Raw genomic sequence first — 16,957 nt, forward strand, 5'->3', positions numbered from 1 at the left:
TCTCACCATTCGAAGCTCTGGATTACTATGAACCCTGCTTCTTGAGCTTTTTCCTTAAGCTTCGTTTTTGCAAAGTGAGTGACTATAATACCAATTACTTCTTTGCCATAAACACGTTTTATTTTTTCAGCTTTTCTTTCTAAGGATTTTATTTCTCTAGCGTGTGTAAACTTGGCAACTGATTCTCCGACGAGCAATATCTCTTGCCCATTTCTCTTTGCTTTTGCGAAAAGATTAATTTCTTCGCCATCTAGGTCAAATCGTATTATTCTGTCGAGGACTTCTATTCCATACCTCTCCTTCAGAAATGCGGGCAATCTTCTGTAAGCCTCATTCTCAAGAGCGTAGGAAAAAGATCTTGCAAGACCGCTAACTTCTTCTCTCAGGTTTCTTAAGCCCCGCGTTAGCTTTTCTATTTCTTTTTCGGTTCTTTCCTGTGCTTCTGCGAGTTCATTTAGTCTTTTTTCGGTTTGTTTTTGTGCTTCTGCGAGTTCGCTTAATCTTTTTTCGGTTTGTTTTTGTGCTTCTGCGAGTTCGCTTAATCTTTTTTCGGTTTGCTTTTGCGCATTTATTAATTCCTCAATGGCTTTCTCAACCCTTGATAATCTTTCCTCTACTTTAGCTAATCTTTTCTCAGATTCTCTATGAGCTTTAATCAGCTCTTCCAATACTTTTTCGATTTTCGATAATCTTTCCTCTGTTTTAATTTGCGCTTTTATTAGCTCTTCTACGGCTTTTTCAAGTCTGGATAATCTTTCTTCAGATTTAGATTGAGCCTCTGTTAGTTTCCTCACAATCTCCTTAATTTCGCCAAAGTCCTCGAGATTTTCCACGAGGGTAAGTATTACTTCTCTTATATCTTCAGGGAGTCTATTAATTTTCCTTATTAAATCAGCCCGTAAGGGTAACATTTAAGACACCTCACTTTCTAAGGAGGGGCTAAATGGAAGTATATCATGTATATTCTTTGCTCCTACCTTGAGCATCAATAATCTTTCGAGGCCTAAGGCTATTCCAGCACAAGGGGGAAGGCCCTTCCTTTTGAGAAGACTTATATATTCCCAATCGATTTCGCTTTCGCATCCTCGTTGGAGCCATCTTTTAAGCTGTTCTTCTGGATCATCGAGCTCCATATATCCATTTGCAAGTTCTATACCTTCTACATATGCTTCATATCTTGTGCTCCAGAAACCATTACATTTCGATGCTGCGGATAAGGGATAAGGATAATCGGTTAACCAGAAGGCTTCGTTTTTGGGAAGGTAAGGCTCTATCTCCGTAATAAATGCGCACTCGAAAAGTTCTTCCCATGAATACTCATTTTTGACCCTTATGCCTGCTTTCTTAAGGCTTTTTAGAAATCGATTCTTGTCCTTGTTTTTCTCAAGATCTATTTCCAATCTTTGCAGGAAAAGATCCTTTAAGCTAAGTTTTTTCCATGAAGGCTTGAATTTCCCTAAAGTTTCATATACGAGATCCTCAACATCTTTCATTATAAGGTCGATTCCCTCTCCTACTCTATACCATTCGAGTATCAGAAATTCCTTATTATGCAACCTATCTATTGGATCATCTCTAAAGGCATGAGCTATCTGGAATATCTTTTTTGCTCCAAACATTATTAGCTTTTTCATGAAAAACTCCGGTGAAGTTTGAAGGAAATATCCATCTTGTGTTTTTATAGGGCATATGTTGAGATCTAAGCTCCACCAGCGCGCGATGCACGGCGTGTTAACTTCTATAAAACCCCGTTTAAGGAAGAAGGTTCTAATACTGGAAAGGAACTCACTCCATATCTTGGCTTTATCCCAAGGTGTCATTTATTTATCCTCTCTATATACTCTCCGCTTTCCGTATCTATTCTAACCAAATCTCCCTCCTGTATGAAAAGAGGGACCATTATCTTTAGCCCAGTTTCAAGTTCTGCTTCTTTCATGGCACCGGATACGGTATCTCCCTTAACCCCAGGTTCGGTTCTCGCTATTACAAGATCAACATGCTTGGGAGGATTAACTCCTATTGGTTTTCCTTGATAGAAGATAATATAAACGCTCATGCCTTCCTTTATGAAATTCTTCGCCCTACCCACGATGTTTTCGGGGATCTCTATTTGGTCATATGTTTCGGGATCCATGAATACGAAAGAATCCTTTTGTGCGTATAGGAATTCCATTTCCTTTTCAAGGCAATCAGCCAGGGTTAAGGAATCGCTGGACTTAAAGCTCATTCTTTCCACATTTCCGGTAAAGAGATTAAGCATTTTCACTCTTACGAATGCTTGTCCTTTTCCTGGCTTAACATGCTCATATTCGATAACTTCATATGGAGTGCCATCTATTTCTATCTTAGCTCCTCTGTAAATTTGGTTTATGCCTATCCTTTGCGCCACGGTGATCCCTCCCTGATCTTGAATGTCTATCCGTTATTATAACACATATGTTATAATTTATTGTGTATTTTTAATTTAAAAAGCGGAGGTGCCTTTAAGGTTGAGATTCTGGGATAGGAAGGATGAGATCAAGTATCTTAAGGCTTATCTCAGGGGATTTCCAAATTCCATTCTCTTTATCTATGGGCCAAAGTCATCGGGAAAAAGCACGCTTATGAAAAGGGTTATAAAGAAGCTTAGTCCTAATCAGGAAAAACTCCTTCAGAAGTACAATATTCTTTACTATGATTTTAGAAGCAAGCTTATAAGGGGAGCTCGGACTATTATAGATCTCTTCTTCAAAGTGGTGGAGGAAAAGGAAGCTTCTGCTATAAAGGCGGGTATCGAGATCGATGAAAATACTAAGGTAGCTATCAAGGAGGGGAAAATAGAGCCGTTTGAGCTTATAGAGAATCGGTTAAGAGAAAGTGGTAGGAAAAACGTTATAGTACTCGATGAGCTTCAGAAGCTTAAGGGGATATACCTTGAGGATTCTTCGGAGAATGGGCGCCTCTTAGATGAGCTTTTTAACTTCTTTGTTAGGATAACTAAGGTGGAGCATCTTGCTCACGTGATAGTCATGACATCTGATACCTTTTTCGTTGAGAAGCTTTATTCCAACTCTTCTTTGGCTAATTGTGCTGAGTACTACCTCGTTGATTTCTTCTCAGATGATATAGCCAAAGGCGTTTTGGTATCTGAAAGGCTAAATGAGGTTGAGGCTTCCTATGTAGTCTCTTGGTGTGGAGGGGTTCCTTGGTTCTTAGAAAGAGTCTTATCGAAGAAAAAGGTTTTGGGCATAAGAGAGGCGGTCAAAAGCCTTTATAGGATGGTAAAGGGAGAGGTTTTAGAAAAGCTTGGTAGGCTCTGGAGGGGTAGAGAGACATTAGCCAAAAGAGATGGAGAGGTTCTCGTAAAGGTAGTTATGGGTAGCGGAGTTGATATGCTACTTAAGGACAGGGAAAGTGTTGAGAGACTCGCCTCTGCTGAAATACTGTTTTACGATCCTCTTAGCGGGACCGCTCGTCCCCAGACCCGTCTCCATGAAAGGGCGATAAAAGAAATTTTAGGGTTGTAGCAAGGCTTTAGCTTACACTGCTTAAGAATCTGAGCTTGATATCCGATTACCAAATTGGAAGGGTGAGGGGAAAAGATGTTGATTTATGATGCACTTTATGTGAAAGAAAAGGACTTGATTTTAGTCTCTTCATATCTTGAAGGAAAGGTTTATGAGCTTAATAATAGTGGGGCTGTGGCTTTCAAGTATAACAGCTTTAAAAATCCTCTTTCCCTATGTGCTTATAAGGGGGTTCCTCATCTTCTTGATGTAGGAACCCTTAATCTTTATAAATATTCTTTTGATGAAAATAAGTGGCTTAAAGAGAGCTTTCCGTTTGAGGTTTCGCACCCTTACTGGATAGCCTCCTACGGAGGGAAGCTTATAGCTGTAGATAAGGAAAAGAAAAGAATCTTGAATTTCGAGAAAGAGAGGCATCCTGTTGGCCGTCTTGAATCTCTCCCTCATCTTTATGATGTTCCATGTTCTGTGAAAACTTCTAAAGATAGGGTTTTTCTTCTTGCTGATGGAGAGAGGCTTCTTGTAGAGCTTATGCCTGATGGAGAGCCCATTTTACTATGGCTCCTTCCTTCTTCCCCTGTATCCTGGGCGATTCATGATGGGAAACCTTATCTTCTTTTTGAAGGCGCTCTTATTACTCCATCGGGGAAAAAGCTTAAAAGGCTTTCTTTGTCCCCTCGATATAGAGCAGTTTTATCGGGAGAATCCCTTCTTCTCTGGGATGGAAAATCATTAACCGAGCCTCAAGGAGAGTGGGAAGAGCTGCCGGAAAATCCTATTCCTTCATATAAGCTTATTATCCTTAGGAAAAATCTCGATGATAGAGTGGATGATTTTAAGAATCTCGTTAATGAGCTTGAAAATGAGGAGCATGAAACTGGTGCTTCCTTGCAAAGGGTTGTTGAGGATTTTTATAAGAAACCGACTTTCCAGAACGCTTTAAAGCTTCACTCTCAAAGGCTTCCCTTAGATCTAAAGCTTAGGAGGATTTATCCTAATGTGGTTTCCTTCATGGATTCTCTCAAGATCAGCTGGAACGATGCCCTGCTCCCTTATCTTTTAAAACTGTTTAAAATCTTCTTGGCTGTAGATAGGGGATGGTATTTTCCATGGGAAATCTACTGGAGAATTCCTTTAAGCGAACGGGCAGAGTTTAAAGAAAGGCTTTATGAAGCTTTGCCAGTTCCCTCTCTTGATATAAAAGATATTTTTAAGGTAATCGACATTTCTTTAGCTGAGCTGAGGAAATATATGGATATGGCTCTGAATAAGGAGCAACGACAGGATGCCATAAGGAATTTTGATTTCTGGCACTGGATCAATAGGCTTTATCAGCTTTCCTTAGTAATAAATGGAAAAGGTGAGGATATCGCTGAATGGTGGAAGAAGTTTGTCAGCTGGAGAGAGAAGATTGATTATACGAGATATCTTGATCTTCCATTAAGGGGGCTTTTAGGCAACGCTTTCTGGAATCTATGGGCGTGGGAACAGTTTTACTATTGTCTTGTAGAAAGAAAGAAGAAAGGCATGTGGAATTATCTTTCCGATCGCGGAGAGAAAATCAAAAGCATAGGAGATTTCTTCTTTATCTCATATGCGAGGTATCATGATGGTTATATCTACCTTTCTGACTGGGGAGAGGGGGTTTCCTATAAGCTTTCAGCTGATGACTATAGTCCCATCTGGCAGAGGGAAGTGTACTCCCCGTTTTATATAGCTTTTAGCGGGGATAAACTTTATCTGGCGCAAGCTGGGGATAATAAAATCACGGTTCTTAATTCTGAAACTGGTGATTTGATGGATGAGATAGTTCTTAAAGATGGGGGGAAATTTGGACAGGTTTGGGAAAACGGAAAGGGAGAAATAGTGGGCTTTTATAGATCCAAGGATGGCATGGTATTTAAAAACTTCTCAGCGGGGCAAAAGATTTTTTCTACAGATGTAGGCATAAGATACCTTAGGGAAAGCGATGCTTATCTGCTTTATCTACCTGCTTCTGTAAGATCTTATGTTTCTTATCCCCTTAGGGTTTTCTTCCATCCTCAGCTTATAACTCCGCGCGATTATATTTATGCTGATGGGAAGTATATAGTAAGTTTAATTTGGAAAGGAGAAGTGAAAAACTTTTCCTTGGCAGAGAAGGAAAGTATCAAAGAGATTCATCTTTTAAGAGGAGGATATATATATCCTCCTTATCCTCTCAGTGTAAGACATCATCGCTTTTTGTGTCTTCACCCGTGGCATGCGTGGGAAGGATCGCTTATAATTCCAGCTCAATAGGAGAGGAGGTATTTTAAAATATGTCTTTTTACTCTCTTGAAGGCGAAAAGATAGTCTTTCTGCATCTTCCTAAGGTTGGAGGCACTACTTTAAAGGCATTTTTTTCAAAGTTTTATTCATTGGAAGATATAATCCATTTTAATTGTTTTATACCTAAGATTTATGACTTCACGAAGACTTTGCTAAAAGATTTTAAGTACAAGAAGCTCATTATGGGACATTTTCCTCTTTTAGTTGATCCAAGTAGCTTGAAAGACGCAAAGTTTATTACTTTTTTGAGAGAGCCTGTAAAGAGAAGCCTATCTTGGTATTGTTTTTCTCTTGTTTCTCAAGGAGTAGATGTGGCTCCTCCCAAAGATGTTAGGGAAAATCCAGAACTATGGCCGGACAATATTCAAACAAGGCTGCTTTGTGGTAAGTTGGAGGGGACACTATCTGAAGCTGATTTAGAAAGGGCAAAACGTAATTTAAGTCAATTCTTTTTCGTTGGTTTAACGGAGAGATTTGACGAGTCCCTCCTCATTTTACAAAAGCTTTTGAATCTCAGGGAAGTTTATTATGGCGTCAAGCGTAATGTTACGAAGGTTACAATCCCGGTGGGTGATTTGCCTAAAGAAGTTTTAAAGCAAATAGAGGAAATCAATGGCTATGATACAGAAATTTACAACTTGGCACGCAAGCTGTTTAACGAAAGATTTAAAGAATATAAGGATGAAATATTGGCAGAACTGAGTGAATTCAGAGAAAATAATCAGGGTATGCTTGGGTGGCTGGCATCAAGTTATTTGGATCTTTTAAATCGTGTGAGATGCGCAAGAGTTTCTTTCTTGTTTAGTCTTGCAAAGCGTTTTGCTGAAGATGGGAAAGGAGAAGAAGCACTTGCTTTCTTGAGAAAAGGGATTTATCTTAGTTGGGGTATACATGTGAATGGCCCTCTTTTCCTTTATAATGAAGCTTCTGTTTGGGAATCACTGGGGGAGTTGGAGAAGGCGAAGGGTATTTTTAGAATCGTTGCCGACCATCCTTGGAGAATAGATGCTTTGAAGGGGGGAGCTTGTTATCATCTTGGATGTATAGCTCTGCGGGAGGGAGACAAAGCTTTAGCGAAGGAATACCTGCAGAGATGTTTGTCTTTCGAACCTAATCATGAGGGAGCTAAAAGGCTTCTTATCGAGCTTGGGGGTTGAGGGAATGAGCGAGCTTGGCTTGTTGGTAGATTCTCTTGAACTTCTTGAGAAGTTTATAACTGATGTTATGGAGGCAGAGAAGATCGTTATATTCGGTGCTTCAGGTGGCGGAAAAAGGGCATGGAGATTCTCAAGGAATTAAACAAAGAGCCAATATATTTCGTCGACAACGATTCTTCCAAGTGGGGAAAGACAGTAGAAGGCATAAAGGTTTTACCGCCTTCTGAGCTAAAGCGAATCGATTTCGACATCATCGTTGTAGCTTCGTCTGTGGGTGAGGCTGATATAGTTTCTCAGCTTGAGAAAATGGGGTACGAGGAAAAAACCTACACGCTTGCTTTTGCAAGATTGCTTCTTTGGGCTAAGAGATTTTTTGGAAAACTGAGAAAGTATTTCCTCGAACGATAAGGAGGTATTAGAATGGAGTTGAAGAAGGGCATTTCTGCGATAGTTCATACCTTTAACGAGGAGCATAATATTCGAAATTGCTTGGAGAGCGTTAAGTGGGCTGATGAAATAGTAATAATAGACATGTATAGTGAAGATAAAACCGTTGAGATAGCAAGGGAATATACTGACAAAATATATTTCTTTGAGAGAAAGGGGTATGCGGATCCCGCGCGTCAATTTGGGATTGACCAGGCTTCTTGTAAGTGGATACTGATAGTTGATGCGGATGAAATGATACCTAAAAGGCTTAGCCAGAGACTCAAAGAAATAGCTGAAAAAGATGAGGCTGACGTAGTTTATATTCCTCGAAGAAATTTTCTCTTTGGTAAACCCCTGAAGGGGGGGGTGGTGGGGGACTCTTCAAGTAATGATACCGAGGTTTTTTAAAAAGGGTTTTTTGAAGTTTGGTGAAAAGGTTCATGATCCCATAGATGAGATATCTTCGGAGGCTAAGATACTGTATTTATGGGATGAGAGTCTGGCTGTTATTCATTTTACTTACATTGATATAAATCATTTCTTGAGAAAAGGGATTAACGGTTATACAACGATAGAGGCTTTAAATATGTTTGAGGGAAAGAAGGAGAAATTGGAACCAGGTTCCTTGTTGCTAAAAGCAATTGAAGAAATATTAATTAGACTATTCCTTCAAAAAGGATATAAAGATGGTTTTATTGGATGGGGATTCATGTGAGGGAGAAAGACGTTTATAAAATTAGAGATGTATTGCTTGAGGCATCATTTAATCTTTAAAATCAGGCAAAGCTCAAGGTATTAAGCAGAGGTGCCCTATAGGAATGAAGGTACTTTTCTGTATTAGAAAAGACTGGCGTACTGCTCCTGGTGGGGATGTAATTCAGATGTTGGGCACTAAAGAAGCTATGGAAAAACAGTTTGATATAAAAATCTATGTGGAAGGTAATCCCTTTATGGTGGCTAATTATAATAATGTAAGTATAGTACATGTTTTCAATATTCAGAATATAGACGTAACTCTTAGCTTTATAGAATCGGCAAAAGCTATTGGGAAAAAAGTAATACTTTCTCCTATTTTTTGGAATTTGTCTCACGCATGTTTTGTAAATACCTTAGCTTTGATAGGAATCTTTGATCTTTCTCCTAAGTTCTACTTTTGTGAAAGGTTACATAGGAATTTTGCACAAGTGTTTAGTGAAATCGGAACGAGGTTTTATTATTTTTCAGCTGCTTATAAATATAAAGTAAGAAAAGCTCTTAACTTAGTGGATATGCTTTTGCCAAATTCTATTGAGGAAAAGAGAATTATAGAGCACACATTTGATATGAAGGTTAAAAAATGCAGGATTGTTTTAAACGCGGTAGATAAAAGAGTTTTCAACCATAAATCTCATAGGCAAAGCTGTGAGAATTCTAAGAAAGAAGTTATATGCGTTGCAAGGATAGAACCGGTGAAGAATCAAATATCAATAATTAGAGCCCTTGAAGATCTTAAAGATATAAAGGTGATCTTGGTAGGAAGACCGAAAGAGGAAGACAGATATTATTATGAATCACTTCTTTGGATTGCACGGGAACGAGGGAATGTTGAAATTATAGAGAACCACCTCGATCATCAAGCTCTTTCAGAGCTATATAGAAAAGCAAATGTTCATGTTTTACCTTCTTTTCGAGAAAGTCCTGGATTAAGCACGTTAGAGGCTCTTTGTTGCGGACTCAATGTGGTTATTTCTGATAGAGAATTTTTACCGGTGGATACATATTTTAAGGACCTTTTAGATAAGCACGTTTTTATGTGTAATCCATATGATCCATCGTCTATTAGAAAGGCTGTCTTAATGGCATTGGAGTCCCCTCCCCCCAAGGATTTGATTTCAGATTATATAGCTGATTGGGAAATGACAGCTCGGGAAACTTATAAAGCATATTTGGAGGTTTTAGAGGAGGCATTTGAGGGATGCTAAGTTCTTTAGATATATTGGAGTATAAGTTAAGAACCTTTTTAAGTGCAAGCAAGGTTGCTATATTTGGTGCTTCTGGTGGAGGGAGACGTGCTTTACTTTTGATGAGAAAAGTAGGAAAGACTCCCATTGCTTTTCTTGATAATGATAATACCAAGTGGGGAAACCTGATTGAAGGAGTGAAAGTTTTCCCACCAACGGATTTAGGTGTAATCTCTCCCGAGGTTGTGGTAATAGCTTCAGTTAGGAGAGACGAGATTCTGAAACAGATTTATGCGATGGAATATAGCGGTGTCGTAATAGATCTTGGGGAGATGGAGCTGTTAGTTATCTGTGGAACTTTATTTAAGATCTTCTGCGATTTTTTCTGCAAACAGCATTTAGGTAAGGAGTAGAAGGTGTGTATGGTCTCTTCCCCAAAGGTCTGCGTTTTAGTCCTAAATTGGAATGGATGGCAAGATACTATAGAGTGCCTTAGAAGTTTGCTTGAAAGCGATTATCCTAATATGGAGATAGTTGTGCTGGATAACGGTTCTACTGATGACTCCATAGAAAGGATAAAGAACTGGTTTGAGGAGACCTTTTCTATAGCCTGCGTGATTTGTGATCGGAAAGCATTGAAAGGTATAGACTTTAGGAATCACGATTTGATGATAGTGGACATTGGCGAAAATTTGGGGTATGCAGGGGGGAACAACGTAGGGATAGAGTATGCTCTATCAAGGGATGATGTGAAATATATATGGATACTCAATAATGATACAGTGGTTGCAGGAGATGCGTTGTCTCTTATGATTAAGTTGGCTGAGTCTGGCGATAAAATCGGATTAGTGGGAGCAAAAGTGCTTTTTTATGATAGCCCTGATGTTATTCAGTGTTTGGGAGGAACTGACTATATAAGGTGGAACGGTTTTGGTAAGCCTATAGCCAGAGGAGAAAAAGAGGAGAAATTTACGGACAGCTTTGAAATAAAAGGCTATGTATATGGGGCGTGTCTTTTGCTTAAAAAAGAGGTACTTGAGAACATAGGGATGTTTGACGAGGCTTATTTCCTTCAAACCGAGGAAACGGATTTATGTTTTAGAGCTAAACAGTGTGGGTGGAAGCAAGTTTGCTGTAGCCGTGCTAAGATATGGCATAAGGAGGGAAAAGCTACTGGGAAAGAAGATGAAGGGTCACTAAGGTACTATGTTATTGGTAGATATTATAACAGAAGGAATTACATCTATTTTTTAAAAAAGCATCTTCGGAACTATTTAAAACATGGCATTATCAATCTGCTTCTGTCTTCGCTAAAAGTATTCAAACATGCCATGATCTGCCCTTCTCATTTTCAAGATACTTTAATTGAGTTTTTTTTCTCAATTTGGGGTTTATTTGATGGTCTGCGAGGTAATATGGGGAAAACTCTGGATCCTGCTGAATTTGATAATAAAAATGGAGGTGAAGGAAAAACAAAGAAAATGGAGGATTTGTGGGAAGCTATAGAAGAATTTAGAGAACAGTTCAACCGCCTTGTAAGCGCGCAAAAGGTAGCTATATTCGGAGCGTCCAGTGGGGGAAAAAAAGCCTTGGCTTTTTTAAAGAAACTGAGGAAAAAGGTTGTTTGTTTCTTTGATAACGATCCTTCGAAGTGGGGAAAGAGGGTAGGGGGGATTGAGGTCTTGTCTCCTTCAAGTATTGAAGGAATTGCCCCTGATTTGATAGTTGTAGCTTCATCAACGGGAGAAGGGGAAATCGTTACGCAGTTAACTGAAGGCGGTTATGAGGATAAAGTAATGATTATCGGATTTCTCGAGCTAATTTTATGGAGCAAAGAGCTCTTTGAGCTCTTCAGAGAAATCTATGACTATGTGCGTGAGCTGAATGCGCAGGCTTAAGATCTTATGGTTTTGGATTATTCCCTGGGGTTTTATAAAACAGCGTTGCCATTATCTTGCTGAGGGGCTTTCCCGTTATCATGATTTAACTATTGTGTACCAGAAGGTTTCTTATGAAGCTTTAGAAAAGGTTCCTTCTTCCTTGAAGTTTAAAAAGGTGAGAGCTTTACCTTTTGAGCAAGGGAGCACTTTAATTTCTGCGCATGTAGCATCGTTAATGTGGTATTTTCAGGTAGCGCGTGATCTGAAAGTGAACGACATGATATGGTTTTCTCATCCTTACCTGTTTGAGGTTGTGAAATATGTTCCTTTGAAAAGAAAGTTAGTAGTTTATGACTGTGCGGATGACGTGTTGGAATTTTCTTCTGTTGCTGCGGATCCGAATGCCCGCAAGGTGATTTTATCTATTGAGAAAAAGCTTATTCAAAGAAGCAGTGTAACATTTGTTTCATCCTTTCACCTCAAAAGCTTACTCTTGGAAAGACATTCAGTAGATGAAGATAAGATTTTTGTTGTTAACAATGCGGTAGATTCTGCTTTTCTCGTGAATAGTGATTCAGCCGAAAAGCTTCCTGAGTCAATGGAGAAATTTTTTAACTTTAAAGTGATAAAGTTGGTCTATATAGGAGCTATTGCTGAATGGTTAGATATAGAACTTATATTAAAAAGTCTTAATGCTTTTAAGGAAATCCATTACTTTTTTGTAGGGCATCTTTATAAACCTCTCCCATTTCATGAAAGAATACATTATTTAGGGAAAGTGAAGCATTCTTTGCTCCCAGAAATAATGAGAAGGAGCGATGCTCTCATAATGCCGTTTAAATTGAATAGACTGATTCTTGCTGTGGATCCTATCAAGATGTATGAGTATATCTCTGCTAACAAGCCTATCATTGCTATTGCCTATCCAGAGGTAGAAAGGTTTAAAGAATTTGTTTACTTTTATAGAAATATAGAGGAGTATTTTACTTTACTTAAAAATTGTATTATGAAGAATTTACCCCCGAAGGGTGGAGGTAAGCAGAGAGCTAACTTTATAGAAAGGAATACATGGGAGAAGAGGGTTGAGCAAGTACTAAGGATTCTCTCGGCAGTATTAGAAAGGAATAGATATCATGCGTAAAGTACTGATAATTTTTGATAGAAGTATCGGTAAGTTTTTCTGGGGAGGGGAAATAAGGGCTCTTAAAATAGCTGAGTTTTTGAGGAAGAAGGGGATTTTGGTTGTCCTTTTAGCTAATAAGTGTGCTTTTAGAGGTGATAAGAATTTTCTTTTTGTTGATTCACGGTCAGAGCGTGAGAAAGTAGTTAAAGACTTTAAGCCAGATATTTTTATTATAGAAAGCTGGGAAGTAGGTTTATCTAAGAAAATATTACAGGATTTAACTGGAAAGGAAGTCTATATAGTTCAGGATATATCATGTCCTCGTCATTTAGAGGTAATTTATGAAAAGAATCCCTTAGGGGAGAGAATCGAAAACTATTTTCAGATAGTTAATATGTTTATCCCACGAATTTTAAGGCAGGCTGATTTTCTTATATGTGGTTCCCCTCGCCAGAAAGATATGTGGATAGGCTTTATGAGCGCTTTGGGATTATTGGGGAATAATATTATTTTGGAAGAGGATTTAGACTTTATAGAGGTAATTCCATATGGGGTTGATGAGGAAAAGTGCCCCGCCTCTCCACCTTTAGAAGATGAGACTTTAAAAATCGGTTGGTTCGGATCAATGTGGGATTGGTATGATCCCTTTCCGATGCTTAAAGCGATAAGGAGATTAATTGATGAGGGATACGGATTAAGATATTTTTCCACTCCTCTCACTGCTCCTTCCGGGGAAGAGCCCAGGATTGCCCTAAGGTTTAAGGAAATGGTGAAGGATCTTGATCTTGAAAGCGTGGTTTCTTTTTCGAAAGAGAGATATCCGTATGATAAAAGATGGGAATTTTTTAACGAGGTAAACGTTGGAGTTATAAGCGCTTCTGAGACTTTGGAGGATATTTATTCCATAAGGGTTAGGTTTTTTGATTATGTATGGGCTGGGGTTCCCATAATCGTTTCGGGGAAAGGCTATGTTTCGGATATAGTTAAGGATTACGGAATAGGTCTTGTAATAAGGAATGTAGAGGATGAGTGGTATAAAGCCCTGAGGAAGCTGGTGGATGTCTCTTTCCGATTAGAGTGCGCGAAAAGGATCGAGGAGGTGAGGAGGGACTTTTCGTGGGACAAGGTGATTGAGCCTCTGGTGAGATACTGTAATAATCCTAAAAGAATGATAGATCATGGGTGGATAAAAGCTTATTGGGATGCCCTGAAGAATGGCTTGAATAGGGCCATAGAATTAAAAGGCAGTTTAAAAGCTATGGTATGGGGAGCTGGAAAGGCAGGAAAGATATTTTATGAAACGCTTGGCAATAAGATTGATATAGTCGGTTATGTAGATTCCGATAAGAAGAAGTGGGGAAAGAGGTTAGGAAATGTGCCGATATATTCTCCAGAATTGGCTAAGGAGATGATTTTTGAGGATGAGAGCATATTTGTTGTAATAGCTACTGAGCCGGGAAAGAAAGAAGTCGAATCTCTCTTAAGGAAATGGGGCTTGTCAGAAAGAAGGTTTTCTTACTATTTGAGCCCGATGTTTTTTTATCTTGATATGCTTCTTTAGGAGGTAAGGAGGTGGTGTTCTGTGAAAGAGGTAAAACAGGTAGGCAGGTGGAATGAGGCGAGCATAAAGGATGTAAAGCTTTTACCTCTTAAGGTGAACGTGGATGAGCGTGGTTATTTAATAGAGATATTGAGGATGGACTGGGGCGTTATGGAGAAATTTGCGCAGGTTTACATAGTGGGGAACTTTGCTCGTGGCGTTATAAGAGCGTTTCACAAGCATGAGAAACTCTGGGATTACTTTTTTATATCCCATGGTTCCGCGAAGTTCATGCTCATTGATGACAGGGAGGATAGTCCGACCTATCTTCACTTAAACAGGTTTGTTCTTTCCGAGAGGAATCCGCATCTACTTGTGGTTCCTCCTGGCGTTTATCATGGTTGGATGAGCTTGGAGGACGACACTCAGATGATAAGCATAGCGAGTGAGCTTTACAATTATGAGAAGCCTGACGAGGTCAGAATAGATCCTTATACCTTTGGGGATCTGTGGACGGTGAAAGGGAGATAGATCATGGGCAGTAAGGTACTCGTTGTTGGAGGAGCTGGTTATGTAGGGAGCGTGCTTGTGAGAGAGCTTTTAGAGAGAGGATATGCCGTCAGGGTGTTAGATAGGCTTTACTTTGGGGATCATGGAATAAAAGAGGTGATGGATCGAATTGAGCTGGTAATAGGCGATATGAGGACGGTTGACGAGAGGATCTTTGAGGATGTCATGGCTGTGATAAACCTCGGGGGGTTATCTAACGATCCGACGGCGGAGTATAATCCGAAGGCTAACTATGAGATGAACACGGAGGCTACCTATAAGCTTGCGGTATTAGCTAAGAAAAACGGCGTGAGAAGATATATCCTTGCTTCAAGCTGTTCCATATACGACAGAGGAGTATTTGATGAGAAGGCTGATGTCGTGCTTGATGAGGAATCACCCGTTTATCCCAAGGCTGCTTATTCCACTTCAAAGCTCAAGGCGGAGGAGAAGATAAGAGAGCTTATAGATGATAGCTTTTCACCTGTTTTCTTGAGGAAAGGCACCATATACGGCTTTTCTCCTCGTATGAGATACGATCTTGTTGTTAACGCCTTTGTAAAGGATGCTTTAAGCAAGGGGTATCTCACCGTATTTTACGGAGGCGAGATGTGGAGGCCTCTCGTTGATGTGAGGGATGCATGTAGAGCTTACATAGCCTGCCTTCAGGTTCCTGAGGAGAGCATAAAAGGTCAGATAATAAACATAGCGTATCGTAATTTCAGGATATCTGAGCTTGGTTTAAGGGTGAGAGAGACCTTAAGGGAATTGGGCTACGATGTTGACATAAAGCCTGATTATACTTACAGGGGAGTAAGAAGCTACAGGGTTTCAGCTGAAAAAGCCTATAAACTTTTAAATTGGAAGCCGGAGGTAACTGTTGAAGATTCCGTCAAAGATATGGTTGAGAAGATACAGAGATATGGATACACTGATTTCAGCAATCCTCGCTATTACAACATAGGTTGGATGAAGCTACTTGAAGAAGCCCAGCGGATAATATCCATAACCGGCTCTGTTTTCGAAGCTGGGAGTGAGAGTCAAGATGGCTAAGATAGCTATTATAGGCTCAACAGGTCAGCTTGGAAGCGAGCTTTTAAGCGAGCTTGGTGAGCGAGCGATACCTTTAAGCCACGAGGATATAGAGATAACCGATCATGAGGGTACTCAGGAAGTTCTTTTATCGCTTTCTCCCTCCGTGATTATAAACACCGCGGCCTATCACAAGGTTGATCTCTGCGAGGAAAACCCATTAAAAACCTTTGAGGTTAACACGATAGCTTTAAAGAACCTGGTAGAGATCTCTAATGAGCTTAACTCTCTTTTGGTTTATATTTCTACCGACTATGTATTCGATGGAGCTAAGAGCTCGCCTTATTCTGAAGAAGATATTCCCAATCCTTTGAACGTTTATGGGTTATCCAAGTATGCTGGTGAAATTCTTTTAAGAAACCACGCCCATAGCTATCTTATAGTGAGGGTGGCAAGCTTATTCGGAAAAGGAGGTTCCAAGTTAAAGGGCGGTAACTTCGTTCGCACTATACTTAGGAAGGCCTCTTCTGGTGAGGATCTGAGAGTAGTAAACGATATAGTTATGAGTCCAACTTATGCTAAGGATGCTTCTAAGGCTATAGTGAAACTTATTGGAAAGGGAAGAGTGGGAATTTATCATGTTGTTAATAGCGGGTATTGCACTTGGTATGAGTTTGCTAAGGAGATAGTGAGACTTGGTGGATACAATGTGGTAATTGAGGCGATAAGCTCCAGTGAGCTTCCGATGAAAGCTAAGCGCCCTTCTTTTTCGGCTTTGTCAAATGAGAAATTAAAGAGAGATATCGGTTTTGAGATGCCGCATTGGAAGGATGCGTTAAGCAGGTATTTAGAAGAAGTTGTGTTATAATCCATTGATGAGATGAAGGCGCTTATACTCTGTGGAGGGAAAGGAGTACGGCTTTTTCCGCTCTCGAAGGAGAATTTCCCAAAACAGTTTTTAAAAATAGGCAGTGATCTTTCCCTTTTTCAGCGGACGCTGAGAAGGACTTTAAGACATTTGAAGTTAGATGACGTATTTATCATCACGGGCAAAAGGTATGAAGATAGGATTAAGAGCGATATAAAAGGAATTTTGGGAGAAGAGGGGCTTAAAACTTTAAGCGGGAATTTAGTGCTTGAACCAGCGGGGAGGAATACTTTCCCCGCTATTTTATTGGAAACTTGCCCGCTACCTCTATAGACTATGCGATAATGGAGAGAACAGATAAAGCAGTTGTAATTCCTCTCGAAGTTAAGTGGTCTGATATAGGGAACTGGGAGGGCATTTATGAGATGTTAGAGAAGGACGGGGATGAAAACATAATAGTGGGGGATGCTTTATGTAAGGATGTTTTTAGGTCTCTTATCTGGGGAGGAAAAAGAAGTATAATCGTTATTGGAGTGGAGGATTTGATAGTCGTTGATGGAGAAGATGCGCTTCTTATTGCTAAGAAAGGAAAAAGTGGAGAAATAAAGACACTTATTTCTTAG

At 39.6% G+C, this 16,957-nt stretch carries 20 protein-coding genes; 17 read left to right on the forward strand and 3 right to left on the reverse strand.

Annotation, left to right across the window (positions count from 1 at the left end; translation table 11 throughout):
• Positions 1–2 precede the first annotated feature (2 nt).
• The 3 genes from J7M13_09240 to efp are packed head-to-tail and all read right to left on the reverse strand — an operon-like array spanning position 3 to position 2,389.
• Positions 3–911 carry a hypothetical protein gene (locus tag J7M13_09240; GenBank protein MCD6364161.1) on the reverse strand — a complete coding sequence of 303 codons (909 nt, stop codon included), beginning with the start codon at positions 909–911 and terminating at the stop codon, positions 3–5.
• Positions 912–1,820, reverse strand: coding sequence for a hypothetical protein (locus J7M13_09245; protein MCD6364162.1), 909 nt, complete (start codon positions 1,818–1,820; stop codon positions 912–914).
• Positions 1,817–2,389, reverse strand: coding sequence for an elongation factor P (efp, locus tag J7M13_09250; protein ID MCD6364163.1), 573 nt, complete (start codon positions 2,387–2,389; stop codon positions 1,817–1,819). Before efp ends, J7M13_09245 begins: the two co-directional genes overlap by 4 nt.
• 100 nt (positions 2,390–2,489) lie before the next feature.
• Between efp and J7M13_09255 the strand changes: the two genes are divergently transcribed.
• From J7M13_09255 to J7M13_09335, 17 genes are all read left to right on the forward strand, one after another.
• Positions 2,490–3,506, forward strand: coding sequence for an AAA family ATPase (locus tag J7M13_09255; protein ID MCD6364164.1), 1,017 nt, complete (start codon positions 2,490–2,492; stop codon positions 3,504–3,506).
• A 75-nt stretch (positions 3,507–3,581) separates the two neighbouring features.
• Entirely contained in the window at positions 3,582–5,786 is a 2,205-nt protein-coding gene (locus J7M13_09260) for a PQQ-like beta-propeller repeat protein (GenBank protein ID MCD6364165.1), read from the forward strand.
• Between the two features lie 20 nt (positions 5,787–5,806).
• The gene (locus J7M13_09265) at positions 5,807–6,973 is read left to right on the forward strand and encodes a sulfotransferase family 2 domain-containing protein (GenBank protein ID MCD6364166.1); all 1,167 of its coding nucleotides are present in this window, start codon (positions 5,807–5,809) and stop codon (positions 6,971–6,973) included.
• 4 nt (positions 6,974–6,977) lie between these two features.
• Complete coding sequence (locus J7M13_09270) at positions 6,978–7,115, forward strand: hypothetical protein (protein MCD6364167.1); 138 nt, start codon at positions 6,978–6,980, stop codon at positions 7,113–7,115.
• Complete coding sequence (locus tag J7M13_09275) at positions 7,094–7,381, forward strand: hypothetical protein (protein MCD6364168.1); 288 nt, start codon at positions 7,094–7,096, stop codon at positions 7,379–7,381. Before J7M13_09270 ends, J7M13_09275 begins: the two co-directional genes overlap by 22 nt.
• Positions 7,382–7,393: 12 nt before the next feature.
• A complete protein-coding gene (locus J7M13_09280; GenBank protein ID MCD6364169.1) occupies positions 7,394–7,810 on the forward strand; it encodes a glycosyltransferase family 2 protein in 417 nt (138 codons plus the stop codon).
• Complete coding sequence (locus J7M13_09285; protein MCD6364170.1) at positions 7,791–8,117, forward strand: hypothetical protein; 327 nt, start codon at positions 7,791–7,793, stop codon at positions 8,115–8,117. The genes J7M13_09280 and J7M13_09285 overlap by 20 nt, the downstream gene beginning before the upstream one ends.
• A gap of 103 nt (positions 8,118–8,220) precedes the next feature.
• The gene (locus J7M13_09290) at positions 8,221–9,363 is read left to right on the forward strand and encodes a glycosyltransferase family 4 protein (protein ID MCD6364171.1); all 1,143 of its coding nucleotides are present in this window, start codon (positions 8,221–8,223) and stop codon (positions 9,361–9,363) included.
• Positions 9,357–9,755 carry a hypothetical protein gene (locus J7M13_09295; protein MCD6364172.1) on the forward strand — a complete coding sequence of 133 codons (399 nt, stop codon included), beginning with the start codon at positions 9,357–9,359 and terminating at the stop codon, positions 9,753–9,755. Before J7M13_09290 ends, J7M13_09295 begins: the two co-directional genes overlap by 7 nt.
• 9 nt (positions 9,756–9,764) lie before the next feature.
• On the forward strand, positions 9,765–11,240 hold the full coding sequence (locus J7M13_09300) for a glycosyltransferase (protein MCD6364173.1): 1,476 nt from the start codon (positions 9,765–9,767) through the stop codon (positions 11,238–11,240).
• The gene (locus tag J7M13_09305) at positions 11,227–12,363 is read left to right on the forward strand and encodes a hypothetical protein (GenBank protein ID MCD6364174.1); all 1,137 of its coding nucleotides are present in this window, start codon (positions 11,227–11,229) and stop codon (positions 12,361–12,363) included. The genes J7M13_09300 and J7M13_09305 overlap by 14 nt, the downstream gene beginning before the upstream one ends.
• Positions 12,356–13,906 carry a hypothetical protein gene (locus tag J7M13_09310; GenBank protein ID MCD6364175.1) on the forward strand — a complete coding sequence of 517 codons (1,551 nt, stop codon included), beginning with the start codon at positions 12,356–12,358 and terminating at the stop codon, positions 13,904–13,906. The genes J7M13_09305 and J7M13_09310 overlap by 8 nt, the downstream gene beginning before the upstream one ends.
• A 21-nt stretch (positions 13,907–13,927) precedes the next feature.
• Entirely contained in the window at positions 13,928–14,416 is a 489-nt protein-coding gene (locus J7M13_09315) for a dTDP-4-dehydrorhamnose 3,5-epimerase family protein (GenBank protein MCD6364176.1), read from the forward strand.
• 3 nt (positions 14,417–14,419) lie between these two features.
• A complete protein-coding gene (locus tag J7M13_09320; GenBank protein MCD6364177.1) occupies positions 14,420–15,487 on the forward strand; it encodes an SDR family oxidoreductase in 1,068 nt (355 codons plus the stop codon).
• Entirely contained in the window at positions 15,480–16,334 is an 855-nt protein-coding gene (rfbD, locus tag J7M13_09325; protein ID MCD6364178.1) for a dTDP-4-dehydrorhamnose reductase, read from the forward strand. Before J7M13_09320 ends, rfbD begins: the two co-directional genes overlap by 8 nt.
• A gap of 12 nt (positions 16,335–16,346) precedes the next feature.
• Entirely contained in the window at positions 16,347–16,667 is a 321-nt protein-coding gene (locus J7M13_09330; protein MCD6364179.1) for a hypothetical protein, read from the forward strand.
• Between the two features lie 92 nt (positions 16,668–16,759).
• On the forward strand, positions 16,760–16,957 hold the full coding sequence (locus J7M13_09335; protein MCD6364180.1) for a hypothetical protein: 198 nt from the start codon (positions 16,760–16,762) through the stop codon (positions 16,955–16,957).

The organism is Synergistota bacterium (assembly GCA_021159885.1).
Lineage (GTDB): Bacteria > Synergistota > GBS-1 > GBS-1 > GBS-1 > AUK310.

Bases quoted from the DNA above. Each gene is read 5' to 3' on its own strand.
- J7M13_09265 (MCD6364166.1), top strand. From the start codon at position 5,807: ATGTCTTTTTACTCTCTTGAAGGCGAAAAGATAGTCTTTCTGCATCTT.
- J7M13_09240 (MCD6364161.1), bottom strand. From the start codon at position 911: ATGTTACCCTTACGGGCTGATTTAATAAGGAAAATTAATAGACTCCCT.
- J7M13_09275 (MCD6364168.1), top strand. From the start codon at position 7,094: ATGGAGATTCTCAAGGAATTAAACAAAGAGCCAATATATTTCGTCGAC.
- J7M13_09295 (MCD6364172.1), top strand. From the start codon at position 9,357: ATGCTAAGTTCTTTAGATATATTGGAGTATAAGTTAAGAACCTTTTTA.
- J7M13_09300 (MCD6364173.1), top strand. From the start codon at position 9,765: ATGGTCTCTTCCCCAAAGGTCTGCGTTTTAGTCCTAAATTGGAATGGA.
- J7M13_09260 (MCD6364165.1), top strand. From the start codon at position 3,582: ATGTTGATTTATGATGCACTTTATGTGAAAGAAAAGGACTTGATTTTA.
- J7M13_09310 (MCD6364175.1), top strand. From the start codon at position 12,356: ATGCGTAAAGTACTGATAATTTTTGATAGAAGTATCGGTAAGTTTTTC.
- J7M13_09330 (MCD6364179.1), top strand. From the start codon at position 16,347: ATGAAGGCGCTTATACTCTGTGGAGGGAAAGGAGTACGGCTTTTTCCG.
- J7M13_09245 (MCD6364162.1), bottom strand. From the start codon at position 1,820: ATGACACCTTGGGATAAAGCCAAGATATGGAGTGAGTTCCTTTCCAGT.
- J7M13_09320 (MCD6364177.1), top strand. From the start codon at position 14,420: ATGGGCAGTAAGGTACTCGTTGTTGGAGGAGCTGGTTATGTAGGGAGC.
- J7M13_09270 (MCD6364167.1), top strand. From the start codon at position 6,978: ATGAGCGAGCTTGGCTTGTTGGTAGATTCTCTTGAACTTCTTGAGAAG.
- J7M13_09290 (MCD6364171.1), top strand. From the start codon at position 8,221: ATGAAGGTACTTTTCTGTATTAGAAAAGACTGGCGTACTGCTCCTGGT.
- rfbD (MCD6364178.1), top strand. From the start codon at position 15,480: ATGGCTAAGATAGCTATTATAGGCTCAACAGGTCAGCTTGGAAGCGAG.
- J7M13_09305 (MCD6364174.1), top strand. From the start codon at position 11,227: ATGCGCAGGCTTAAGATCTTATGGTTTTGGATTATTCCCTGGGGTTTT.
- J7M13_09285 (MCD6364170.1), top strand. From the start codon at position 7,791: ATGATACCGAGGTTTTTTAAAAAGGGTTTTTTGAAGTTTGGTGAAAAG.
- J7M13_09280 (MCD6364169.1), top strand. From the start codon at position 7,394: ATGGAGTTGAAGAAGGGCATTTCTGCGATAGTTCATACCTTTAACGAG.
- J7M13_09335 (MCD6364180.1), top strand. From the start codon at position 16,760: ATGTTAGAGAAGGACGGGGATGAAAACATAATAGTGGGGGATGCTTTA.